The sequence below is a fragment of the Mycolicibacterium agri genome, assembly GCF_002553505.1.
GTDB classification, from domain to species: Bacteria; Actinomycetota; Actinomycetes; order Mycobacteriales; family Mycobacteriaceae; genus Mycobacterium; species Mycobacterium agri.
Genome location: NZ_PDCP01000046.1, coordinates 25,598 through 48,009, shown reverse-complemented (window position 1 = coordinate 48,009; position 22,412 = coordinate 25,598). Strand labels below are relative to the sequence as shown.

General features: G+C 65.1%; 19 protein-coding genes and 1 pseudogene. 14 read left to right on the top strand and 6 right to left on the bottom strand.

Features of this window, described 5'->3' with window-relative positions:
• The first annotated feature begins 95 nt into the window (after positions 1-95).
• The 6 genes from CQY20_RS22190 to CQY20_RS22165 all read left to right on the top strand — a co-directional run bounded on the left by CQY20_RS22190 (position 96) and on the right by CQY20_RS22165 (position 6,405).
• The gene (locus CQY20_RS22190) at positions 96-518 is read left to right on the top strand and encodes a cobalamin B12-binding domain-containing protein (protein WP_097942240.1); all 423 of its coding nucleotides are present in this window, start codon (positions 96-98) and stop codon (positions 516-518) included.
• Positions 518-1,936 carry a phenylacetate--CoA ligase family protein gene (locus CQY20_RS22185; protein WP_207767307.1) on the top strand — a complete coding sequence of 473 codons (1,419 nt, stop codon included), beginning with the start codon at positions 518-520 and terminating at the stop codon, positions 1,934-1,936. Before CQY20_RS22190 ends, CQY20_RS22185 begins: the two co-directional genes overlap by 1 nt.
• Entirely contained in the window at positions 1,933-2,931 is a 999-nt protein-coding gene (gene meaB / locus CQY20_RS22180) for a methylmalonyl Co-A mutase-associated GTPase MeaB (RefSeq protein ID WP_207767306.1), read from the top strand. Before CQY20_RS22185 ends, meaB begins: the two co-directional genes overlap by 4 nt.
• Positions 2,928-4,643 (top strand): methylmalonyl-CoA mutase family protein, encoded by a 1,716-nt coding sequence (locus CQY20_RS22175; RefSeq protein WP_163701069.1) that lies wholly within the window; start codon positions 2,928-2,930, stop codon positions 4,641-4,643. Before meaB ends, CQY20_RS22175 begins: the two co-directional genes overlap by 4 nt.
• Positions 4,644-4,738: 95 nt before the next feature.
• Positions 4,739-5,485 carry a FadR/GntR family transcriptional regulator gene (locus tag CQY20_RS22170; protein WP_097942239.1) on the top strand — a complete coding sequence of 249 codons (747 nt, stop codon included), beginning with the start codon at positions 4,739-4,741 and terminating at the stop codon, positions 5,483-5,485.
• A gap of 191 nt (positions 5,486-5,676) precedes the next feature.
• Positions 5,677-6,405, top strand: coding sequence for a FadR/GntR family transcriptional regulator (locus tag CQY20_RS22165; protein WP_097942238.1), 729 nt, complete (start codon positions 5,677-5,679; stop codon positions 6,403-6,405).
• A 39-nt stretch (positions 6,406-6,444) separates the two neighbouring features.
• Here CQY20_RS22165 and CQY20_RS22160 read toward each other — a convergent pair whose 3' ends face one another.
• The gene (locus tag CQY20_RS22160) at positions 6,445-7,749 is read right to left on the bottom strand and encodes a GAF domain-containing protein (RefSeq protein WP_371871114.1); all 1,305 of its coding nucleotides are present in this window, start codon (positions 7,747-7,749) and stop codon (positions 6,445-6,447) included.
• Between the two features lie 290 nt (positions 7,750-8,039).
• On the opposite strand from CQY20_RS22160, the gene CQY20_RS22155 reads away from it, so the two are divergent.
• The 3 genes from CQY20_RS22155 to CQY20_RS22145 all read left to right on the top strand — a co-directional run bounded on the left by CQY20_RS22155 (position 8,040) and on the right by CQY20_RS22145 (position 11,946).
• Positions 8,040-9,554 (top strand): aldehyde dehydrogenase family protein, encoded by a 1,515-nt coding sequence (locus tag CQY20_RS22155; protein WP_234816356.1) that lies wholly within the window; start codon positions 8,040-8,042, stop codon positions 9,552-9,554.
• A 77-nt stretch (positions 9,555-9,631) separates the two neighbouring features.
• Positions 9,632-10,294 carry a gluconate 2-dehydrogenase subunit 3 family protein gene (locus tag CQY20_RS22150; protein WP_097942235.1) on the top strand — a complete coding sequence of 221 codons (663 nt, stop codon included), beginning with the start codon at positions 9,632-9,634 and terminating at the stop codon, positions 10,292-10,294.
• Complete coding sequence (locus tag CQY20_RS22145; protein WP_097942234.1) at positions 10,291-11,946, top strand: GMC family oxidoreductase; 1,656 nt, start codon at positions 10,291-10,293, stop codon at positions 11,944-11,946. Before CQY20_RS22150 ends, CQY20_RS22145 begins: the two co-directional genes overlap by 4 nt.
• Positions 11,947-11,989: 43 nt before the next feature.
• Here CQY20_RS22145 and CQY20_RS22140 read toward each other — a convergent pair whose 3' ends face one another.
• Together CQY20_RS22140 and ilvC are read right to left on the bottom strand one after the other, a co-directional pair.
• The gene (locus CQY20_RS22140) at positions 11,990-12,343 is read right to left on the bottom strand and encodes a hypothetical protein (protein WP_133119109.1); all 354 of its coding nucleotides are present in this window, start codon (positions 12,341-12,343) and stop codon (positions 11,990-11,992) included.
• Between the two features lie 56 nt (positions 12,344-12,399).
• The gene (ilvC, locus tag CQY20_RS22135; protein ID WP_097942241.1) at positions 12,400-13,416 is read right to left on the bottom strand and encodes a ketol-acid reductoisomerase; all 1,017 of its coding nucleotides are present in this window, start codon (positions 13,414-13,416) and stop codon (positions 12,400-12,402) included.
• A 197-nt stretch (positions 13,417-13,613) separates the two neighbouring features.
• Here ilvC and CQY20_RS22130 point away from each other — a divergent pair, with 197 nt between their 5' ends.
• Both CQY20_RS22130 and CQY20_RS22125 read left to right on the top strand, forming a co-directional pair.
• A complete protein-coding gene (locus CQY20_RS22130; protein ID WP_097942232.1) occupies positions 13,614-15,005 on the top strand; it encodes an MFS transporter in 1,392 nt (463 codons plus the stop codon).
• Entirely contained in the window at positions 15,002-16,057 is a 1,056-nt protein-coding gene (locus tag CQY20_RS22125; protein ID WP_163701066.1) for an enoyl-CoA hydratase/isomerase family protein, read from the top strand. The genes CQY20_RS22130 and CQY20_RS22125 overlap by 4 nt, the downstream gene beginning before the upstream one ends.
• Here the strand turns inward: CQY20_RS22125 and cobA are convergent.
• Positions 16,044-17,177, bottom strand: a complete 1,134-nt coding sequence (gene cobA, locus CQY20_RS22120; protein WP_097942230.1) for a uroporphyrinogen-III C-methyltransferase — start codon at positions 17,175-17,177, stop codon at positions 16,044-16,046. The two genes, CQY20_RS22125 and cobA, sit on opposite strands and share 14 nt — an antisense overlap.
• A gap of 2 nt (positions 17,178-17,179) precedes the next feature.
• Positions 17,180-17,755 (bottom strand): cob(I)yrinic acid a,c-diamide adenosyltransferase, encoded by a 576-nt coding sequence (locus CQY20_RS22115; protein WP_097942229.1) that lies wholly within the window; start codon positions 17,753-17,755, stop codon positions 17,180-17,182.
• Positions 17,756-17,913: 158 nt separating this feature from the next.
• Between CQY20_RS22115 and CQY20_RS22110 the strand changes: the two genes are divergently transcribed.
• From CQY20_RS22110 to CQY20_RS22100, 3 genes and pseudogenes are all read left to right on the top strand, one after another.
• Positions 17,914-19,434: a precorrin-2 C(20)-methyltransferase gene (locus CQY20_RS22110; protein ID WP_097942228.1), complete on the top strand. Its 1,521-nt coding sequence runs from the start codon at positions 17,914-17,916 to the stop codon at positions 19,432-19,434.
• A 48-nt stretch (positions 19,435-19,482) separates the two neighbouring features.
• On the top strand, positions 19,483-20,133 hold the full coding sequence (gene bluB / locus CQY20_RS22105) for a 5,6-dimethylbenzimidazole synthase (RefSeq protein WP_097942227.1): 651 nt from the start codon (positions 19,483-19,485) through the stop codon (positions 20,131-20,133).
• Between the two features lie 60 nt (positions 20,134-20,193).
• A pseudogene (locus tag CQY20_RS22100) lies at positions 20,194-20,770 on the top strand (dihydrofolate reductase family protein).
• 647 nt (positions 20,771-21,417) lie between these two features.
• On the opposite strand, the gene CQY20_RS22095 reads toward CQY20_RS22100, so the two are convergent.
• Complete coding sequence (locus CQY20_RS22095) at positions 21,418-22,407, bottom strand: LacI family DNA-binding transcriptional regulator (protein ID WP_234816357.1); 990 nt, start codon at positions 22,405-22,407, stop codon at positions 21,418-21,420.
• Between the last annotated feature and the right edge of the window lie 5 nt (positions 22,408-22,412).

Genomic DNA, 22,412 nt, shown 5'->3' with positions numbered 1-22,412 from the left:
GTGCGGGGCGGGGGTGGGCTCTGCTGTTGCGCCGGTCACGTTGTCTGTTCTATGGTCGAACCACAGATTGGTTTTCCCATAGAACAGGTGAGCTTATGAATCAACCGTCGGCGCTCCCCATTCGCGTGATGCTGGCGAAAATCGGCCTCGACGGGCATGACCGCGGTGTCAAAGTCGTCGCCCGCACGTTGCGCGATGCCGGAATGGAAGTCATCTATACCGGACTTCACCGCAGCCCCGGGCAGGTCATCGAGGCCGCCGTCCAGGAAGACGTCGACGTCCTCGGCGTCAGCTTGCTGTCCGGCGCGCACATGCCGATCTTCACCAAGATCTTCGAAATCCTCGGTCAGATGGAGGAGCGGCCGCGGTTCGCGATCGTCGCAGGCGGCGTCATGCCCGACGAGGACGTGGTCGAACTGCAGAAGATGGGCGTCGCGGCAGTACTCGGGCAGGACACGACGCCGGAGAGGATCGTCGAGACCATCAGGGCGGTCGCCCCGGTGGAGGCGAAGTTCTGATGGCCGAGATGGAGTGTTGGGGCTGGCCTCCGTCATACGACCCGGACTATCGGCCGCCGGCCACTCAGGAGCATTGGTTCCCGATCCGGGAGACGATGGATCCCGAGCAGCGGGACGAGGCGATCCTGGCCCGGATCCAACAGCTGATGGCATACGCCTGGGAGCGCGCCCCCTTCTACCGCCGCAAGTGGACCGAGGCCGGGTTGGAACCCGGCGACATCACCTCGCTCGAACTCTTCGAGCAGGTTCCGGTGGTCAAGAAGGAAGAGCTGCGCGAAGACCAGGCGGCCAACGAGCCCTACGGCAGCTATCTGTGCATCGACCCCGTGGAAGTCACTCACATCAAAGGCACTTCGGGCACCACCGGTCGGCCCACCGCCTTCGGGATCAGCCAACGCGACTGGGTGGCGGTCGCCAATGCGCACGCGCGCGTCATGTGGGGCATGGGTATCCGGCCGGAGGACGTCGTCCTGATCGGCTCGCCGCTGACGCAGTACTGGGGTTCATGGGGCGCCTACAGCGGCGCGGAAAGGCTTGGCGCCGCGGTCTTTCCGTTCGGCGCCGGCTTCGCGGGGCAGAGCCTGCGCACGCTGCAGTGGATGCGCCAGATGTCGGCCACGGTGTTCTACGGCACCCCGTCCTACGCGCTGCGCCTGGCCGAGGTCGCCGTGGAGAACGGCATCGACCCGCGCGGACTCGGTCTGCGCAAGATGTTCTTCTCGGGTGAGCCCGGCGCGAGTGTGCCCGCGATCCGCCAGCGCATCATCGATGCCTTCGACGTCGAGGTCTACGACTCGGGCAGCATGGGGGAAGTCGCGCCGTGGATGCATCTCGGCGCGAGCGACAACGCCCCGGGCGTATTCGCTTGGCAGGACCTGGTTTACACAGAGGTATGCGACCCGCAGACGATGCGCCGCGTGCCCTACGGCAGCGAGGGCACACCGGTGTACACCACCCTCGAGCGCACCTCTCAACCGATGATCCGGCTGTTGTCGAACGACCTCACCAGCTGGGAGGCGCCCGATAAGGCGCGCGGCCGCACCTACCCGTTTTTACCCAAAGGCATCTACGGGCGGCTCGACGACATGTTCCAGATCCGCGGCGAGAACGTCCATCCCAACGCGATCGACGAGATCGTGATGAGCGCCGAAGGCTACGGCGGCGAGCACCGCATCATCATCACCCGTGAGACCGCGATGGACGAGTTGGTGGTCCAGTGCGAGTTCGACGCCCAGAAAACGTCTGTCGCGGAAGATGTCTGGATCAAGAAGGTCGGCGACGACCTGCGCAACGTGCTCGGCGTCGGCGCCAAGGTGGTGACGGTTCCGCCAGCGACGTTCGAGCGCACCGAGTTCAAGGCGCGCCGCGTGATCGATGACCGCAACCTGTTCGAGTCCCTCGACCGGGGGCAGACGTGACGAACATCGCGACGACGGTCGACTCGATCGGCGCACTGGCAGAACGCATCCGCGCGGGTTCGCAGGTGTCGCTGGCGCGCGGCCTCACCCTGGTGGAAAGCCGCTCGGATGCGGCGTCAGAGTTGCTCGCCGAGATCTGGAAGGACAGCGGACGCGCCCACGTCGTCGGCATCACGGGACCCGCGGGCAGCGGGAAGAGCACGCTGGTCACCGCGATGGCTCAGGAGTACGTGGCGCGCGGGAAGCGCGTGGCGATCCTTGCCGTCGACCCGTCGAGCGCCTACTCCGGCGGAGCGATCCTCGGCGACCGGATCCGCATGACCGCGCTGGCCGGCCGCCAGGACATCTACATCCGCTCGATGGCCTCGCGCGGAGCCACCGGCGGCCTGTCACGGGCGGTGCTCGACGGCATCGTGCTGCTCGACGCCGCCGGATTCGACGTCGTCATCCTCGAAACAGTCGGCGTCGGCCAGGCCGAGGTCGACGTCATCAGCGTCGCCCACACCGTCGTCGTCGTCAGCGTCCCCGGCCTCGGCGACGACATCCAGGCGATCAAGGCCGGCCTCATCGAGATCGCCGACATCCACGTCGTCAACAAGGCCGACCGGCCGGGCGCCGACCTCACCGTCAAGCAACTGCGCGAGTCGCTTCGGTTGAGCCATCGCCAGCCGCATCAGTGGAACGTGCCGATCCAGAAGACCACCGCATCCACCGGCGAAGGCGTGGCCGACCTTCTCGACCAGACCGCCGAGCATCGCAGCTGGATGAGCAACCATGGCGGGTTGCGTGAAGTCGAGCGACGAAATGCGGCGACCCGGATCCGTTGGGCCGCAGAGGCTCTCATGGCCGAGCGGCTTCGGCCTGGCTACCGCGGGTTCGATGACGCCGTCGATGCCCTGATCGCCCGCACGGAGGAACCGCGGCAAGCCGCCGCCCGCCTTCTGACCGCCATGTCCGTAGACCCCACTGACATCAACGGAAGAGGAAACCAATGACCGACGACATGTCGACCCCCGAGGAACTGCGGCTTGCGTCCGAGGCATTGCGCAAGCGGGCGCAGGCCGATCTCGAGGCGTGGGAGAGCAATGAACTCGCCGAGTTCATCAAGCGTGCCCCGGAGTCGAGGGAGACCTATCTGACCGGCGCGGGCCTGCCCGTCAAGCGCGTCTACGGTCCGCAGGATCTGCCGGAAAGCTTCGAGGAAATCGGCTTTCCGGGTCAGTACCCCTTCACCCGCGGCCCCTACCCGACGATGTATCGCGGGCGGAAGTGGACCATGCGTCAGATCGCGGGATTCGGTCAGGCGGAGGAAACCAACAAGCGCTTCCAGTACTTGATCGCCCAAGGCCAGACCGGTCTTTCGGTGGACTTCGACATGCCCACCCTGATGGGTCTGGACAGCGACGACGAGATGAGCCTCGGCGAGGTCGGCCGTGAGGGCGTGGCGATCGACGTGCTGCCGGACATGGCAGCGCTTTTCGACGGCATCGATCTGGAGAACATCTCGGTGTCGATGACCATCAACCCGTCGGCGTGGATCCTGCTGGCGATGTACATCGCGGTCGCCGAGGACCGCGGCATGGACCTCAACAAGCTGTCCGGCACGATCCAGAACGACATCCTCAAAGAGTATGTGGCGCAGAAGGAATGGATCTTCCCGGTGCGGCCGAGCATGCGCATCGTGCGTGACTGCATCGCCTACTGCGCCGAGAACATGGCACGCTACAACCCGGTCAACATCAGCGGGTACCACATCAGCGAGGCGGGCGCCAACGCGGTGCAGGAAGTCGCCTTCACGATGGCGATCACGAAGGCCTACGTCGAGGATGTGGTGAACGCAGGCATCGATGTCGACACCTTCGCGCCGCGGCTGTCGTTCTTCTTCGTCTCGCAGGCCGACCTTTTCGAAGAGGTCGCCAAGTTCCGTGCGGTGCGCCGGTACTACGCGAAGATGATGAAGGAGCACTTCGGCGCCAAGAAGGCCAATTCGATGCGCTTGCGTTTCCACGCGCAGACCGCCGCGGCGACGCTGACCAAGCCGCAGCCGATGGTCAACATCGTGCGGACCACGCTGCAGGCGCTGTCGGCCGTGCTCGGTGGCGCGCAGTCCATCCACACGAATGGACTCGACGAGGCCTACACCATCCCCAGCGAGCTGGCGATGAAGTTGGCCCTGCGCACCCAGCAGATCATCGCCGACGAGACCAATGTCCCCAACGTGATCGACCCGCTCGGCGGCTCCTACTACGTGGAGGCCCTGACCGACGAGATCGAAAAGGGCATCGGCGAATACATGGACAAGGTCGAGGCGATGGGCGGCGTCGTCCCGGCGATCGAACAGGGGTTCTTCCAGAAGGAGATCTCCGACAGCGCCTACGACTACGCCAAGCGCAAGGCCAGTGGCGACCGGCCGGTGATCGGCGTCAACAAGTACGTCGACGCCGAAGAGGACCAGAAGATCGAGGTCCACAAGCTGGATCCGGAGTCCGAGGCACGCCAGATCCGCCGGCTCAAGCAGGTCCGCGCGGACCGGGATCCGCAGCGGGCGAAGGCGGCGATGGACAACCTCCTCGCCGTCGCCCGCGACGACAGCGCCAACCTGATGCCCGCGACCATCGAAGCGGTGCGGGCGCACCTGTCGATGGGCGAGATCACCGGGGCGCTGCGCGAGGTGTTCGGCAGCTACCAGGAAACGCCGGTGTTCTAAGACCTGCCCGACGGTAGCGACCCGGAGTACGGTCAAACCACCGTGTGGTCGTTACCATCGGGGCACGGGAGTTTTCCAAGGAAAAGGGTGGAAGGGTGACCGAGGAACCTCTGTCGGTGTGGAAGCCTCTTCCTCGCTTGCGCACCCATGAGCAAGTCATGGCCGAGATCGAGGCCCGGTTGAATGCGGGCACGCTCAAGGCCGGCGATCGGTTACCCCCGGAACGCCAGTTCGCCGAGGCGCTCGGCGTCAGTCGCGGCGCGGTGCGCGAAGCACTGCGCATCCTGGAGGCTATCGGCGTCGTCGAAGCGGGCACCGGCTCGGGTCCGACGTCGGGGTCAATGATCGTCAAGGACAGTGTCGCCGGCATGGCGATGGTCATGCGGCTCCATCTGCAGCTGGCGTCGTTCACGCTGGAGGACCTGATCGAGGTTCGCCTGCAGATGGAGGGGCTGGCCGCGCGCAAGGCGGCGCAGAGCGCCACCGACGAGGACATCGCCGACTTGCGCGAGCTGGTCGAGCAGATGCGCGGGGTGCACACCACCGCGTCGTTCAACGACCTCGATACCGCGTTCCACGTCCGCATCGCCCGCGCATCGGGCAACGGGCTGGCGGCCGTGCTCATGGCGGCGCTGCGGGAAGCACTGCGCCAGGCGATGGTCAGCGCATTCGAGACTCTCGAAGACCCAGAGAGGACCATGAAGCAGGTGACCGACGAACACGAGGCGATCGTCGACGCCATCGCCTCCCGCGACGGGGATCTGGCTGTCGAGCGCGTCACCAAGCACATCCGCGACTTCTACCGCGCCGTCGGCTTCACCGAAATGAAGTGGGCCGGCTGACCTCACGGCGGACCGCGCAGCCGCTATCGGCCATGCCGTAGGATCATCGTTGCGGGCCGGATGAAGCTGGTGTGAATCCAGCACAGTCGCGCTACTGTGACATCCCCATTCGATTGGGGGGTGAAGTCAGACCTGAAGGCCCGCTGTCACATCCACGGATCAGGGACGCCGAATCCCTGCGGGAGGTCATCATGGCGGCAGCCGAAACCAGTTCTGCGGCGCGATGGAAACCGTTGGCGCGCTTACGGACCCACGAAATGGTCGTGGCCGAGATCGAATCACAGTTGAGCACCGGCGAACTGAAGGTCGGCCATCGTCTGCCGCCTGAGCGCCAGTTCGCGGAAGTGCTCGGAGTCAGCCGCGGGGCGGTCCGCGAGGCGTTGCGGATTCTCGAAGCGGTCGGCGTCCTCAAAGCCGGCACCGGTGCAGGCCCGTCGTCGGGATCGGTGGTCGTCAGCCGCGACACGACCGGGATGGCGATGGTGTTGCGCATGCATCTGCACGTGGGCTCGTTCAGCCCTGACGATCTCGTCGAGGTGCGCCAGCTGCTCGAGGAAGTCGCCGCCCGCAAGGCGGCGGAAGTGGCCGAGAACGGCTCCGACATCGCCGAATTGCGCTCCCTGGTCGACCGGATGAACCTAACGCAGGATCACAAGATCCTCGACGACCTCAAGGCCGACTTCCACTCGCGTCTTCTGCAGATGTCGGGCAACGCGCTGGCTGTCATGCTGGCCGGCGCCATGAACAAGTCTGTGCCCCCACCGGATACTCCTGAAACCGGCTCACAGGCAATGGCATACACGGCCATCGTTGACGCGATCGCGGCCGGTGATGGACACGGTGCGGCACGACTGCTCACCGCGGTATGGGAAGCCAGCCGCCGACCGACCGGACTCAGCAGGCTCGGGCGTGCCTCCTGATCAATGCAGGAGCTTCGAAGTTGCCGAGACGAGTGCTCATCAATGCGCCGTCGTCTGGTTGCTGCCCGAAGAGTGACGCAATGCGCGGATAGCAGGGGACTGAGAACCGGGCAGCAACTCCATTGGGTTTGCCGGGCGACGCACCTCCACAGGGATGCGGTCGACGAACCGATAAGGCCGGTTGGCCACTATCCCGACGATTTGCTTACGTAGACGCGACATCTCGACTCTCACCGCCCCAACTCGGGCGCGATCCCCGTACAGGTCGGCGGCCAGTTCGGGTGCTGACCGCCCCCGTGGCTGCGAGGAGAGAATCAAGAGGATCTCGGCGTGCCGCAGTGAGATATCGTGCCGCCAGGTTCCGAAGTCGCCGTGCATCTCAAGAACCGGCACAGCGCTATCCCGAAGATCAAGTGTCACTTTGGCGATCGTCGGCTCGACTCCGTCGTCGACGGGTCTGACCAGCCACCCGCCGGGCAGTGGTTCGACTTCACACAGACCCACCTCTGGTACCCAAGCGCTACCAGGGGCGAGTTCTGCCGGCAACAGGATCCGCTTCTGCACCGGTATCGAGTCCACCGCCGCCACCCACCCGTCAGTATCGACCGCCAGAGCGGGTGCACCCACCCGCGCGATGATGGGGGCGGCGACAGCCCGTAGCCGATTCATCGAGTTGTCATGCTGCTCGCGCAGATGGCATTCCGCGAGCCGCGCGACCGCATCGATCAAGGCCACAGTGGCCGGATGGACCGTCGCCGCGGGGCCCGTTACGTCGATTACGCCAATCACCTTGTTGCTCCGGGAGTTGCGAATCGGCGCCCCAGCGCATGTCCACGGGTGTTGGTTGCGGTTGTAGTGCTCGGCGCAAAACGTTTGGACCGCGCGTTGCGAGACCAAGGCAGTGCCGAGCGCGTTAGTACCCACAGCGATCTCGGACCAGCGCGCTCCTTCGACGAAACCGAGCCTATCTGCGGACGCGAGAACCTTCGGCGGGCCCTGCCGCCACAACACCGTGCACTGGGCATCCGCGATGGCGAGAATATTCTCACCGCTCGAAATCATCGAGCCTAAACCGTGTGACACCAGTTCGACGACCGACATCAATCCGGACTCCTGACGCAGCATCTTCACGGTGCTCGCGTCCGCAACAGGCGGAGTTTGGCGGTCTGGGCGGAGTCCCTTTTTCATCAGCCGCTGCCACGAATCCCAGATCACTTGCCTCGGACGCGTCCTGGCCCGGCGACCGGCCATAGTGGCGTCGTACACCTCAGCCATCAACTTGGCGTAACGACGCGGGTCTTGCCCAGGTGCGATCGCCGGCTCCGGTGTGGTCGGACCATGCACATCTGCATTGTGCGTGACGCCTCGGCAGCACGCCAGTAACCGCCTGAAGTACTGCCGCCCGGGACTGCAAGCAGCGGTGTAACGCAATGTAACTCTTGCGCCGAACGTCTGCCCGGCTGTGTGCTGACTCACATGGAACAGCGGAAGCGTCCGCCATCACGGTTCGGCAAGAGATTCCGCCGCAATTCGCACAACTGCGTGGGCGAATAGCAAACGCCAACCCGGAACATCCTTCGTACCGCGAGAACTCGACATCCATGCGGTGCTCGAAATAGGCCAAGAGGAGAAGCATGACACAAACACTCTCAGCGAACACTCAAAGGCGCACCGCCACCACGGCTCTGATGTACATCAACGGCCGATGGACACCGGCTCACAACGGCGCCACGTTCCCAACTGTCGAACCGAGCACCGGGTCGACCATCACCGAGGTGCCCCGAGGCAACGCCGTCGATATCGACGCTGCGGTGCGGGCAGCCGAACGCGCCGCCGTGTCCTGGCAGTTCACCGACGCGGTCGCGCGCGCCGCAATGCTTCGGCGGCTCGCCGAACTCGTCACCGAGAATGCCGATGAGCTTGCATCCATCGAAGCCATGGATTCGGGGCACTACCTCGCCAAAGCGCGTGAACTCGTCGCTGCTCTCCCACTATGGCTCGAGTACTGGGCTGGGGCGGCTGACAAAATCGGCGGCCGCACGATCGCCGTTCCCGGCAACAAACTGAGCTTCACGCTGCTTGAACCGCTCGGGGTGACCGCCCACATAATTCCCTGGAACTACCCGCTGCTCATCCTGATTCGCTCGGTTGCCCCCGCTCTCGCCTTGGGTAACACCTGTGTGGTCAAGCCGGCCGAGGACACCTCTTTATCAGCGCTGAAATTCGCCGAACTCGTCCATGAAGCCGGGTTGCCCGACGGTGTTTTCAACGTGGTGACCGGATATGGCGAAGAGGCCGGCGCCGCCCTGGCTGCGCATCCAGGAGTGCGGGGTATCACGTTCACCGGCTCCACCGAAACCGGTCGCGAAGTGGCGCGGCTCGGGGGACAGCACATTGCCCAAGTCAATCTCGAACTCGGCGGAAAGAGCCCCCTTGTCGTGTTCCCTGACGCGGCCCTCGACGATGCCGTCGAAGTGGCTGTTCAAGGATTCTGCTCTCGCGCCGGGCAGGTGTGCGTAGCAGGCAGCCGGCTCTTCCTACACGAAGAAATCGCCGACCGCTTCCTCGAGATGCTCGTCGCCAGACTCGAGATGGCAGAAGTCGGTGATCCATTCGACGAGAACACCCAGATGGGTCCCTTAGCGTCCAAGAAGCACTACGACCGTGTTCGCGAATACATCGAGATAGGCAAACAGGAAGCGCGACTGCTCTACGGCGGAGGACGACCTTCCCAGACAGCGCGCGGCGGCTTCTTCGTCGAGCCAACGGTTTTCGTCGACGTCCCGAAGGACGCACGGATCGCACGCGAAGAGATCTTCGGTCCGGTCACCGCCGTGATGCGCTGGTCCTCGGTGGACGACCTGATTGCCACAATCAACGACTCCGAGTACGGCCTCTTCGCCGTGCTGTGGTGTCAGGACATAACCAATGCTCTCGACACCGCCAAGCGCCTGCAAGTCGGCGCCGTGATGATCAACGACTGGTTCGGCGAACTGCCCATGGCGCCCCACGGAGGCCACAAGCAAAGCGGCGTCGGCCGAGAAGAGGGCCTCGAAGCCGTGCACGGCTACACGCAGGTCAAGCACATCGGCATCAATCTCGACCGGTCGCTGGCGAAGTCGACCGATTGGGCCGGCGCACCGCTGTGACTACCGGCCGTGCGGCGGCTTTTTGCGTCGACCTCAAGCATTCACGGAGATCACCATAAACGGCTGAAGGAGAGAAGATGACGCAGGACGATACGATCGCCGGTCCTTCAGGAGCGCCAGCTCTCGGAACAGATCGGTCTGAGCAGCCGGACTTCGAGACGGGACGCCCTCGGCTCGGAGGACTGGCCGTACCCGTGCAGTTCGATGAGGCCGAGACCAAGATCATCGCGGCCATCGCCGACACGCTGATCCCTCCGGGCAATGGATTTCCCGCACCCAGCGAAGTAGGGATCGCCAATTTCTTCGGTCGCTACACCACGCCCAGCGGATTCCGGCCCAAGCACTATCCCTACCTCGGCGAGGACCGCCTCAAGAGCACATTGGCCGTTCTTGGTGAGGAATTCGCCGACTCCGACGCCCAAGCCCGCACCCAAGTACTGCAACGCATGGAAAAGGACGACGAAGAGATATTCGGGCAGCTGCGAAGCCTCGTCTACTACGGCTACTACTGCGCTGACAGTGTGATTGCGGCGATCCAGCGAGAAATCCCGGCTGGGCGCGACTATCACGGTCCTCCGCTCCCTTACGGGTACCTGCACTGCATCGAGGACTGGGACGACGAGTCACTTGCCACTGCAGGCCAGGGGGCGGGCTACATCCGCACCGAAGATGTCGTCCGTGTCGACCTCAGCAAGCTCACGTGGCTCAACGGCCGCACGACCAAGGAAGAGGAGAAATGACGGCAGTGGCCAACGAAACTGACGTCCTGGTCATCGGATCGGGCCCGGGCGGGGCCGGTGTGACCCTCAAGTTGGTGGAGGCCGGCTACCGGGTGGTATGCCTGGAGCAGGGTCCGTGGGTAACCCCGACCGAGCACCCGCATCACCACCGCGAATGGGAGATCGAGAAACAGCGCGGCTGGGCATACGACCCGAACGTAAGGGGACTTCCCGAGGATTACCCGGTCACCGGATTCACCACGCCGTACCTGATGAACAACATCGGCGGCAGCACAATGCATTACGCGGGTCATTGGCCCCGGTACAAACCGGTCGACTTCCGCAAGGGCACCGAGCACGGCCTCGAAGGCACTATCGACTGGCCCATCAGCTACGAAGAGCTGGCGCCGTACTACGACGAGAATGATGCGATATACGGCATCTCGGGGATGGTCGGCGACCCGTCATACCCGGACCGCACGGGCGTAGACCGTGACCCGCCTGTCCGCCCCGGCAAGCTCGGCCGCAGTTTCGCTTCTGCCCTTAGCAGCCTGGGCTGGCACTGGTGGCCCTCCGACAACGCAATCATCACCCGTCCCCGCGAAGGTCGCGACGCCGATATCGCGGCCGGCAATGAACTCTCTGGCAGCCCAACCGGGTCGTTGAGCACGCCTACGCACACCCACTGGCCGAAAGCGGTCGCACTGGGAGCAGACCTGCGAACACACGCACGGGTCGAGCAGATCGTCGCCAAGAACGGAAAGGCAACGGGCGCCATCTATTTGGATAGGCGTACCGGCCAACGACACGAGGTAAAGGCAAAGATTGTCGTTGTGTCCGCCAACGGCATCGGCACTCCACGCCTACTGTTGATGAGTGCCCAGAAGGGACACCCCGACGGGCTTGCAAACAGTAATGGGTTGGTCGGCAAGTACTTGATGCACCATATCTTCGCGTTCTGCGACGCGTGGTTCGACCAGCCCATGGAAGGGTACAAGGGTGCCTTCGGTGCCCCGCTGTACTCGCACGAGTTCTACCACACCGATACGAACCGAGGTTTCGTCAACGGATTCGGAATGCAGGTGGCGCGCAGCTTCGGAGCCGCTTTCGCGGCGATGGGCAGTCATACGGGCTACATCGCCCCGTGGGGCAAAGACCACCGCAAGTTCTTCAACGAACATTTCGGCAACCACCTCATGGTGTTCATGTTTGGCGAGGATCTGCCTGTAGAGACGAATTGCGTCACGCTCGATCCCGACGTGAAGGACTCGAGCGGCCTGCCCGCCGCGCACGTGAACTGGGAGCCTCACCCGAACGATATCGCGTTGTCCAACTTCGGGATCGACAGGATCTTCGACGCAGCGCGCGCGCTCGGCGCCGTCGAAACCAACGACACCGGCGTACTCAACCCGCCGCCGGCATGGCACCTGATGGGAACGTGCAGGATGGGCAACAACCCGCAGGACTCTGTGACGAACAAATGGCACCAGACTTGGGATGTGCCAAACCTTTTCATAGTCGATGGAAGTTCTCTCACCACTGGAGGAGCGGTCAATCCCACGTCGACCATAGGAGCATTGGCGGTGCGAGCGGGCGACTACATCGCGCGGCGATTTTCCGACATCGTCGAACAGCGAACGACGCCCAGTAACGAGTCGTCGCCCGGAATCTGAGTAATACGAAAACCCACACTGAGAGGCGAAGGAGGCGCGCCGGCTAGTCGAGCGACCAGCCGGTGATGTCCATGACGGCGCGCAGGAACTGTTCGAACGTGCCGAAGTGAAGGTGCCCCAGGCCCGGTCGGGTCCGGTACAGCTCACCGATCCACGAACCGCTCGCGGCGACGATGAATTTGCGGGTGTGCGCACGTGCGTTTGGACGTGGCCGGGCTGATTGAACAGGTGGTGCCGTTGCGTCACCGACTGGCCCCAGCGGCCAGTCGGTGACAACCATCATTGCGGCGCAAAAGGATTCGACCGATGTGAAGCCGATGCGGCCGCGCCCCGGACGGCTGGAGTAGAGCTCGCCCGTCCAGGCGCCGTCGGTGGCGACGATCACCTTCCACGTCACCGGTGGCGACGCCGACGGCCGGTCGTGCCGTACGTCGCGGTCGCCGAGGACAGTCATCAGACCCGCGCTGCGGTGCCCGCGTAGTCCTCGTCGCGCTGAATCCAGCTCATGAGCTTGCGCAGCTCGCGGCCCGTGCTCTCGATCGGATGTTGTTCACCGCGTGCGCGAAGTTGCTGGAACTCCGCCCCACCACGGTCCTGGTCGTCGATGAACCGCTTGGCGAAGCTGCCGTCGACGATGTCGGCGAGAACAGCCTTCATGTTCTCCTTCACGTCGGGCGTGATCACCCGCGGTCCCGATACGTAGTCGCCGAATTCGGCTGTGTCCGAACATGACCAGCGCTGCTTGGCGATTCCGCCTTCGTACATGAGGTCGACGATCAGCTTCAACTCGTGCAGGCACTCGAAGTAGGCCACCTCCGGTTGGTAGCCGGCCTCGATCAGCGTCTCGAACCCGTACATCACCAGTTGCGACGCGCCGCCGCAGAGCACGGACTGCTCACCGAACAGATCGGTCTCCGTCTCCTCGGCGAACGTGGTCTTGATCCCACCGGCACGTAACCCGCCCAGCGCCTTGGCATATGACAGGGCCAGCGGCCATGCGTTGCCCGACGGATCCTGTTCGACGGCCACGAGCACCGGCACACCCCGCCCGTTCTCGTACTCGCGCCGCACGAGGTGGCCGGGACCCTTCGGGGCGACCATGAAGACGTCGACGTAGCCCGGCGGTGCGATGTAGCCGAATCGGATATTGAAGCCGTGGCTGAAGACCAGCGCGTCGCCTGCGCGCAATGCGGGCGCGATCTCCTCGGTGTACAGCGTGCGCTGATGCTGGTCTGGAACGAGGACGACGATCACGTCGGCCTCGGCGGCCGCTTCGGCGGGCGTGACGACGCGCAGGCCCTGCTCCTCGGCTTTGGCTCGGCTCTTCGATTCCGGCTGCAGCCCGATGCGGACGTCGACACCGCTGTCCCGCAGCGACAGCGCCTGTGCATGTCCCTGGCTGCCGTATCCGATCACCGCCACGCGCTTGCCCTGAATCAGCGATAGGTCGGCGTCATCGTCGTAGAACATCTCGGCTGCCACGGCTCATCTCCACTCAGCTAAGTAGGGTCGCCCACGCTGGACGACCAACGTGTGGTCGGACCATACATGTGACCAGGTCAGGCGGTCAAGGTAGCGTGTGGCCGGAGCAACTCGTGGACGACACTTGTGGCGCTTACCACAATTGTGGTAGGACCATAGAGAGATCCATCCAGTTTGGAGACCACATGAATCCACCGAGCTCGAATCTGGCAGCTCCGGAAAAGATCACTGATCGCCGCCTCCGCAAGGTGGGCGGGGCCAGCCTGATCGGCACGACGATCGAGTACTACGACTTCTTCGTCTACGGCACCGCCGCTGCGTTGGTGTTTCCCAAGATCTTTTTTCCTGACGTCAGCCCGGCGATGGGGACCATGGCGTCGTTCGCCACCTTCGGTGTGGCGTTCTTCGCCCGGCCGGTCGGCTCGATTCTGTTCGGCCACTTCGGCGACAAGATCGGCCGGAAGCGCACCCTGGTGTGGACGCTGCTCATCATGGGTCTGTCGACCGTGCTGATCGGGTTCCTGCCCGGATTCGACACAGGTGTGTTCGGAGTCTTCGACAACGGCATCGGCTTCTGGGCGCCGCTCATCGTGGTGGTGATGCGGTTCCTACAGGGTTTGGCGCTCGGCGGGGAATGGGCCGGCGCGACGCTGTTGACCGCCGAATACGCCCCGAAGAACCAGCGCGGACGAATGGCGGTGTACCCGCAGCTCGGACCCGCCTGCGCGTTCTTCCTGGCCAGCGGAACGTTCTTCCTGGCCTCGATCACCGTCGGCGACACCAGCGAGGCGTTCCTCAACTTCGGCTGGCGGCTGCCGTTCATCACCTCGCTGCTGTTGGTGATGGTGGGTCTCTACATCCGGCTGTCGGTGGACGAGACGCCGGTGTTCGAGGCCCACAAGCGCAATCGGGAACGGCAAGCCGCGGAGGTGACGCTGCCGTTCGCCGACGCGATCCGCGTGCAGTGGAAGCAGATCCTCATCTCCGGCCTGGCGATGTCGACCGTGTTCTCGATGTTCTACACCGGCGCCACGTTCATGACGAGCTACGGAACCTCGAAGCTCGAGTTCACCCGGACGATGATCCTCGGCTTCGGCATGATCGCCTCGGTGGTGCTCGGCATCGTGACCGCGCTCGCGGCCATCTACTCCGACAAAGTCGGCCGCAAGAAGGTCATCGCGGGCGCGTACGCCCTGACCGTGGTGTGGTCGCTCGCGATGTTCCCCTTGCTCGACACCGGTTCACCGATCGCCTTCCTGATCGCTGTCACGGTCACGCTGTCGGTGTACGGCGTCGCCAACGGGCCGGCCGGTGCGCTACTGCCGGAGATGTTCCAGTCCCGGTTCCGCTACACCGGCGCGGGCTTGAGCTACAACCTCGGCGGCATCATCGGCGGCGCCATTCCGCCGATCCTGGCGTCGCAGATCGTGGCCAGCCACGACGGCATCTGGGTCGGTGTGCTGTTGGCGGCGCTGTCGGCAGTCAGCCTGCTCTGTGTGTTGGCTCTGCCGGAGACCAAGAACAACGTCCTCGAGGAAGCGCCCGCCACCAAGGCGGCGCCAGCCGTCACCGCTTGAGGTCAACCGCCGGCACCGGACCGGCGCTGACGGTCACCGGCCGGCTCGCCACGATCACGCTGCGCAAGCCGGCGGCGATCAACGCGATCGGTCCGGAGGAAATCGACGCCGTCACCGCGGCGCTACGGGCGGCCGTCGCCGACGCGTCCGTGGCGACCATCCTGATCCGCGGAGAGGGCGAGCGCGGGTTCAGCGCGGGCGGTGACATCAAGCGGGTCCGCACCATGATCGCGTCGGGCGAGGTGGATGCGCTGGCGGAGTTCTGGGCGAACGAGTACCGCCTCAACCATTTGATCGACACCTGCCCCAAGCCCGTGGTGTCGATCGCCCACGGTCTGACGCTCGGCGGCGGCGTGGGCCTGGCGTCGCACGCCTCGCACCGCATCGTCACCGACTCGACGCGGTTGGGCATGCCCGAAGTGCTGATCGGGCTGTCGCCTGACATCGGCGGACTGTGGCTGTACTCGCGAGCGCCTGGGCGGACCGGAGCGTTCGCTGCGCTCACCGCGGCCCATCTCAGCGCGGGCGACGCGCTCTACATGGGTTTGGCCGATCACTATGTGCCCCACGGCGAAATCGACGACGTCGTCGAGCGGCTGCAGTACCTGCACCCCGCAGAAGCGCTCGAGGGTTTCGACGCGCAGCCACCCTCGTGGGTCGCTGACCATCGCGGCGCCATCGACCGCGTCTTCGGCGCGAACTCCGTTCTCGAAATCCTGGAATCGGCGCGGCTACTCGAAGAAAAGAGTGCCGTTGCCGAAATCGCAATGGCGTCACTGGCCGCCGCGTCTCCGACGGCGCTGTGCGTGACCTACGAGGCGTTGTGCAGGGCCGCAAACATGCACGGCTTGACGGAATGCCTCGACCAGGATCTGCGGGTGGGCCAGCACTGCGCGCGGCATCCCGACCTGACGGAGGGTATCCGCGCGCGCGTGGTGGATAAGGACCGCAAGCCCAACTGGTGCCCGCCAACATTGGCGGACGTTTCGCCAGTCGACGTCGAACGCTTCTTCGCACCCATCGGAAAACCGTTGCGGTTCAGCGACTGGTAACGGCGGCCAACAGATCGGTCACGGCGTCCCCGGATGCCGCGCCGTCGAAATCCGCGACCGCCCCGATGACCGTGACCGCCGGCGGCCTGATGCCTGCCGCGGCCGCTTTCGCGGCGATCGTCTCGAGGGTGCCTGGCACGACGCGTTGCCGGTCAAGAGACCCGTCCGCGATCGTCGCCGCCGCGGTGTCGGGTGAAAGTCCATGCCGCATAAGTGTTTCAGTGATGGCTTCAAGGTTGGTGACCGCCATCAGGAACACCAACGTGGTGCCCGCCCTGGCGAGCGCCGAGTAGTCGAGGGTGCAGGTCGGATCATCCGGTGCCACGTGGCCCGACACAACCGTGACACCCTGCGTCACACCGCGATGCGTCACGGGTATCCCGGCACACGCGGGAACGGCAAGCGCTGAACTGACTCCAGGGATCACCGAGACCGGCACACCTGCGGCGGCACAGGCGATCAACTCCTCGCCTCCCCTGCCGAACAGAAAGCTGTCACCGCCTTTGAGCCGGACGACGGAACGACCCGCGCGGGCGTGATCGATCAGGATCTGGTTGATCCGCTGCTGCGGCGTGGCCTTGCCGAACGGGATCTTGCCCACGTCAATGACTTTCACGGTTGGGCCGAGTTCGGCGAGCACCGAGACGGGCGCCAGCCGGTCGGTGACGACGACGTCGGCGGCGCGCAATGCCTCCAGGCCGGCCACCGTCAGCAGGCCGGGTGCGCCCGGACCGCCGCCCACCAGCGTCACCCGACCGACTCGCGCGTCGCCGCGATCGACGACGGGATCTCGTAGGCACCAGAGCCGGCGCTCCTCGCAGGATCTCGCGATCGCGTTGTCCAGGTCGGGCTGCTCGGTTGCGGCCACCGCCAGCCACGTGTCCTGCAGGTCGGTTTCGACGAATTCGCGTCGCCGCCATTGGATGTGGCCACGGCGGGCGAGGTCCTCGATGCTGGCATCGGCCTCGCTGCTGACCACCGTAACCGTCGCGTGAGCCTGCAGGAGCGCCGCGACATGGCGCACCGCCGCGCCTCGCCCGCCGAAGACGATCGCTGCCCGTCCCGCCATCTCAAACGTCGCGCGATAGCCCCGCGCGGAGCCGAGCGTGGCGAGACGCATGGTCAGTGCCGCGCTCCGCCGGGCACCCACATGACGTCGCCCTGCTCGCGGTTGCAGTAACGCGCCAGGATGAAAAGCAGATCCGAGAGCCGATTCAGGTACGTGATCGTCAACTTGTTCATGGTGTCGGCGAAGTCCTCATAGGCACGCCATGCTGCGCGCTCGGCGCGACGGGCGACCGTGCGGGCGACGTGCAGGTGTGCGGCCGTCGGTGAGCCGCCGTTGAGGATGAACGACTTGAGCGGTGCCAAGTGCTCGTTGAACTCGTCGCACCACTTCTCCAAGCGGTCGACGTAGGCCTGTGTGACCCGAAGAGGCGGGTACTTCGGATCCGCGACGACCGGCGTGCTCAGGTCCGCGCCCACATCGAAGAGATCGTTCTGTACATGGAGCAGGACAGCGGCGACCGCGTCGTCGATCCTCGATGCGCTCAGCGCGACACCGATGTGGGCATTGGTCTCGTCGACGGTGGCATACGCCTCCAGCCGCGGGTCCAGCTTGGACGTCTGGCTCATGTCGCCGAGACGGGTCGTTCCGCCGTCTCCTGTTCGGGTGTAGATCCGCGTGAGGTTGACCATGCGCTACGACCTCTGCGGGGCCGTCCCGACCCGCGGTTCGCCTGCCGGAGTTCGCTTCACCGACGTCGTCACGACTACCTCCCCGGCTATAGGTTGACCACAGCGTGGTTCTACCATAGAGACGACGCGGTGATTTGTGCAACAGAGCGGGAGGCGTCATGGTCGCGGCCACAGCCGTCGGACGGTTCTACGGCGTCGGCCTCGGACCGGGCGATCCGGGCCTGATCACCCTCAAGGCTGCGCGGGTCATCGGCGACGCCGACGTCATCGCCTATCACGCCGGAGTCAACAAGCGGTCCTACGCCCGCGGCATCGCCGCGCACCTCATTCCCGACGACGTCATCGAGGAGGAACTGCGCTACCCGGTCACCACCGGAACCACCGACCATCCGGGCGGCTATGCGGGTGCGCTGGCGGATTTCTACGAGCAATCGGCGGCGCGGTTGGCCAACCACCTCGACGCGGGCCGCACCGTCGCGTTGCTGACCGAAGGCGATCCGCTGTTCTACGGCTCGTTCATGTACATGCACGACCGGCTCAGCGGCGCCTATCCGACCGAGGTCATTCCCGGGCTGCCCGCGTTCGTCGCGGCCACCGCCGCGACGGCATCACCGCTTGTTCGGCAGACCGACGTGCTGACCGTTTTGCCGGGCACCCTGCCGGAAGCAGAACTCGCGCGTCGTCTCGCCGATACCGACGCCGCGATCATCATGAAGCTCGGCCGCCGCACCTTCCCCGCGGTGCGACGCGCCCTCGCGGCGGCGGGTCGGCTACCGCATGCGGTCTACGTGGAACGGGCCAGCCACGCCGAACAGCGCTGGCTACCGGTCGCCGACGTCGACGAGGCGTCGGTGCCGTACCTGTCTCTCATCGTCGTCAACGGCGACTCCCTCAACGGTCGACGCTCACGCGCCGTCGTAACTCCTGCCGACGAAACTCGCAGTGAGACAGGCGAGCTGCTCGTCATCGGACTCGGACCAGGGCCGCGGGACTGGCTCACGCCGGAGGCGACAGCGGCGCTCGACGACGTCGACCACGTCGTCGGCTACGCACCGTACATAGCCCGCGTACCCCAGCGGGAAGGCTTGCAGCGGCACGCCTCCGGCAACACCGTCGAACTCGACCGCGCGCGCTTCGCGCTAGACCTGGCCCTCCGCGGCGAGAAGGTGGCGGTTGTCTCCGGCGGCGATGCCGGCGTATTCGGCATGGCCGCAGCGGTTTTCGAAGCAGCAGTCGATCCTCGCTACGCCGATGTCCCGATCCGCGTGCTGCCCGGGGTGTCGGCGGTTCAGGCTGTCGCCGCGCGGGCCGGTGCGCCGATCGGCGCCGACTTCGCCGTCGTCAGCCTGTCCGACCGGCTCAAGCCGTGGCCGGTCATCGAGGCACGGCTGCGGGCCGTCGCCGAGGCCGATCTCGTACTTGCCATCTACAACCCCGCGTCGCGGTCGCGGCCCGACCAGATCGCCGTGGCGCGAAAGATCCTGCTCGCACATCGGCCCGGTGACACCGTCGTGGTCATCGGGCGCGACGTCGGGCGCGCCGAGGAGTCGCTGCAGGTGACCACCCTCGACGACATGGACACCGACACCATCGACATGAAATGTCTTGTGCTCGTGGGCGCTTCAACCACCCGTCTGACATCATCCGGTCGAGTGTGGACGCCGCGATGGGTGCGGTGAGCCCACCGACTATCGTTACCGACCGACCGAACAACTAGGTGGCCTGCGATGAGCACTGTCCGATTGCCCGCTGCGGCAAACCTCTATGACGTGATCCACCGACGGCGCGACACCCGCCGCGAGTTCACCGGAGTCCCGGTCGCCCCCGACGTCCTTGAACGTGTGCTCGGCGCCGCGCACGCCGCACCCTCTGTCGGCATGTCGCAGCCGTGGGATTTCATCCTCGTTGGTTCACCGGACACACTGACGAGGTTCCGCGACCACGTCATGCGCGAGCGCGACGCCTTCGCCGCGTCGCTGGACGGCGAGCGTGCCGACACCTTCGCCAGGATCAAGGTGGAGGGCATCTGCGACTCGGGGCTCGGCATCGTCGTCGGCTACGACCCCACCCGCGGCGGCCCGCAGGTTCTCGGCCGGCATGCCATCGATGACGCCGGCCTCTATTCGGTCGTGTGCGCGATCCAGAACCTGTGGCTGGCGGCGACCGCGGAAGGCCTCGGCGTCGGATGGGTCTCGTTCTACCGCGAGGAATTCCTGCGCGACCTCGTCGGGATGCCCAGTCACGTGCGGCCCGTCGCCTGGCTCTGCGTCGGCCACGTCAGCGAACTGCCCGGCACACCCGACCTCGAGCGATACGGATGGCGGGATCGCTCGCCGCTGCAGACGGTGGTGCACCAGGAGCGTTACTCGCCGCGGTGACTTTCACCGTCACCGGCAGTCTGTATCTCCGACGCCATCAACAATGCCGAGGAGACCCTCATGACCGCGATGTACACCTTCGACGTCTTTTCCAGCCTTGACGGCTTCGGCAGTGTCAGCGGCGGCGACTGGGGCGGATACTGGGGCAAGCAGGGACCGGAACTTCTCGCCCACCGTTTCGCCCAGTACGGCGAACAGCAGCGAATGGTGCTGGGGGCCAACACCTACCGGTTGTTCGCGCAAATGCTCGCCGAAAGCACCGAGGACTCCGAAGTGCGCGATCCGTGGGTGACCCGGATGAGGAACCTACCGGCGACGGTGGTTTCGAACAGCCTGAACGAGCCCCTCGACTGGCCGGACGCGACCGTTGCCCGCGGCGACGCCGCCGACGCCGTGGCGCGGCTCAAGGAAGTGTCCGACGTGCCGCTGCGCTCACACGGCAGCCTCGCTCTGAACCGCACTCATGGCTGCGGGCCTGGTGGACCGCGTGCAGGTGACGCTGTTTCCTGTCATTACCGGGCAGACGGGTGACGGTCCGATCTTTCACGGCGCGGCCGATTTCGACCTCGAGCTGATCGAGAGCCGGACGCTCGACGGCCGCATCCAGGAACTCACCTACCGGCCCACTTTGCACTGAGTACACGCAGGCCGACGCCGGCGCAAACAAGTCATAGACAATTCATATCGTCGGTCTGATAGGCCGAATACCGTTGTGCTTCATATGCAATCGCTATGAAGCAGACGACTTGCAGTGTCCCTCTGCCTAGCGTGGTGAACGTAAGCAATCACGCTACTGCACAACATATTCGAGTGCAGAGTAGGGAGAGATCAAGAATGACAATGAAACTTCGGCTTCTCGCGTCTGTGCTTGTCAGTGGTGCCATCGGCGCGGCAATCGCTGCGGCCCGACGGCGTCTGCGGCCAACGTTCAAACCTGCACGAGCGGAGGCAGTGCGACGATCTGCCAGAAATCCGGCCACGCCGCGATCGACGCGGCCCCGCCTCAGGTTTCGTCGCCTCGGATCTATGGGCCGTTCTCGTCACCGCTGCCGTTCATTTACAACTAGCGTGACGGCTCCGACTCGTCACTTCGTCGCGAGCGTATGGGCTATGGACGTCGAAACCGCTCTTCGCGTCCATAGCCCATACAGTGGAGACGCAATCGGATTCCAGCTGACTGCGCGCACGAGACTACTACGAAGCCGCCAGCGCTCATCCTTGTACAGGTTTCGGGCCCAAAACTGTACGTAGTTGAGCGCTCGCGGTGTGGAGGCGCACGGGGCCTCAGGCGCATCCACAGGAATTGCGGTGCTGAAACGTCGTCGGCACGCGAATGAGCTGCGGCGGCCCGTCGTCTCCCCGCATGCGGCTCAAAAGCAGTCGCACCGCTGTCGCGCCGATCGTTTCGACGTCCTGCGCCGCGGCGGTCAGCTGTGGTTCGAACAGATCCGACCACTCGAAGTCGTCGTAGCACACGAACGCCACATCGCCGGGAATCGACAAGTCAAGCCTGCGAAGGGCTTTGAGCGCTCCGATCGTCATGGCATTGTTCATCGACACCATCGCGGTAGGCCGATTCGCACCCGACATCAGCGTGAGCACTTCGCGTTCCGCGACGTCGGTGTTGGATTCGCCGTCGAGGATCAAGTCGGGGTCGACCGCTATGCCGTGGTCCGCCAACGCGGCTTGATATCCGTCGAAGCGTTCGGTCGTCGACGAGATCCCGGCGAGGCCGCGTACCACCGCGATCCGTCGATGCCCGAGGTCGATCAGATGCTCGGTCAACGACCGCGCCGAGGAGAAGTTCTCCGGCCCGACCTGGTCCCGGTCGATGTCGGCGCCGCGGTCGATCAGCACCAGCGGCGTTCCCGTGCGCATGATCTCGGGCAGCGTGGTCCGTTCCGACCCGGCCGCAGGCGCGACGATCATCCCGTCGACCTTGCGGCCCAAAAGCGAATCGATGACCCGTTTTTCGGATTCGGCCTGGTCGTGGGAATCGCCGACGATCAGCACGTAGCCGGCGTCGGACAGTGCCCGTTCCACCGCGTGGACCAGGCTCCCGAAATACGGGTTGGTCAAGGCGGAGATCGACAGCCCGACGGTGTTGGTTCGGCCGGCCGCCAGTGAGCGTGCGACGACGTTGCGCCGGTACCCGGTCGCCTCGATAGCCGCCTCCACGCGCTGGCGTGTCTCGTCGTTGACCTTGCGTGTGCCGTTGAGAACGTGCGAGACCGTCGAGGCTGAGACGCCCGCGATGCGGGCGACGTCATCCATCGTCG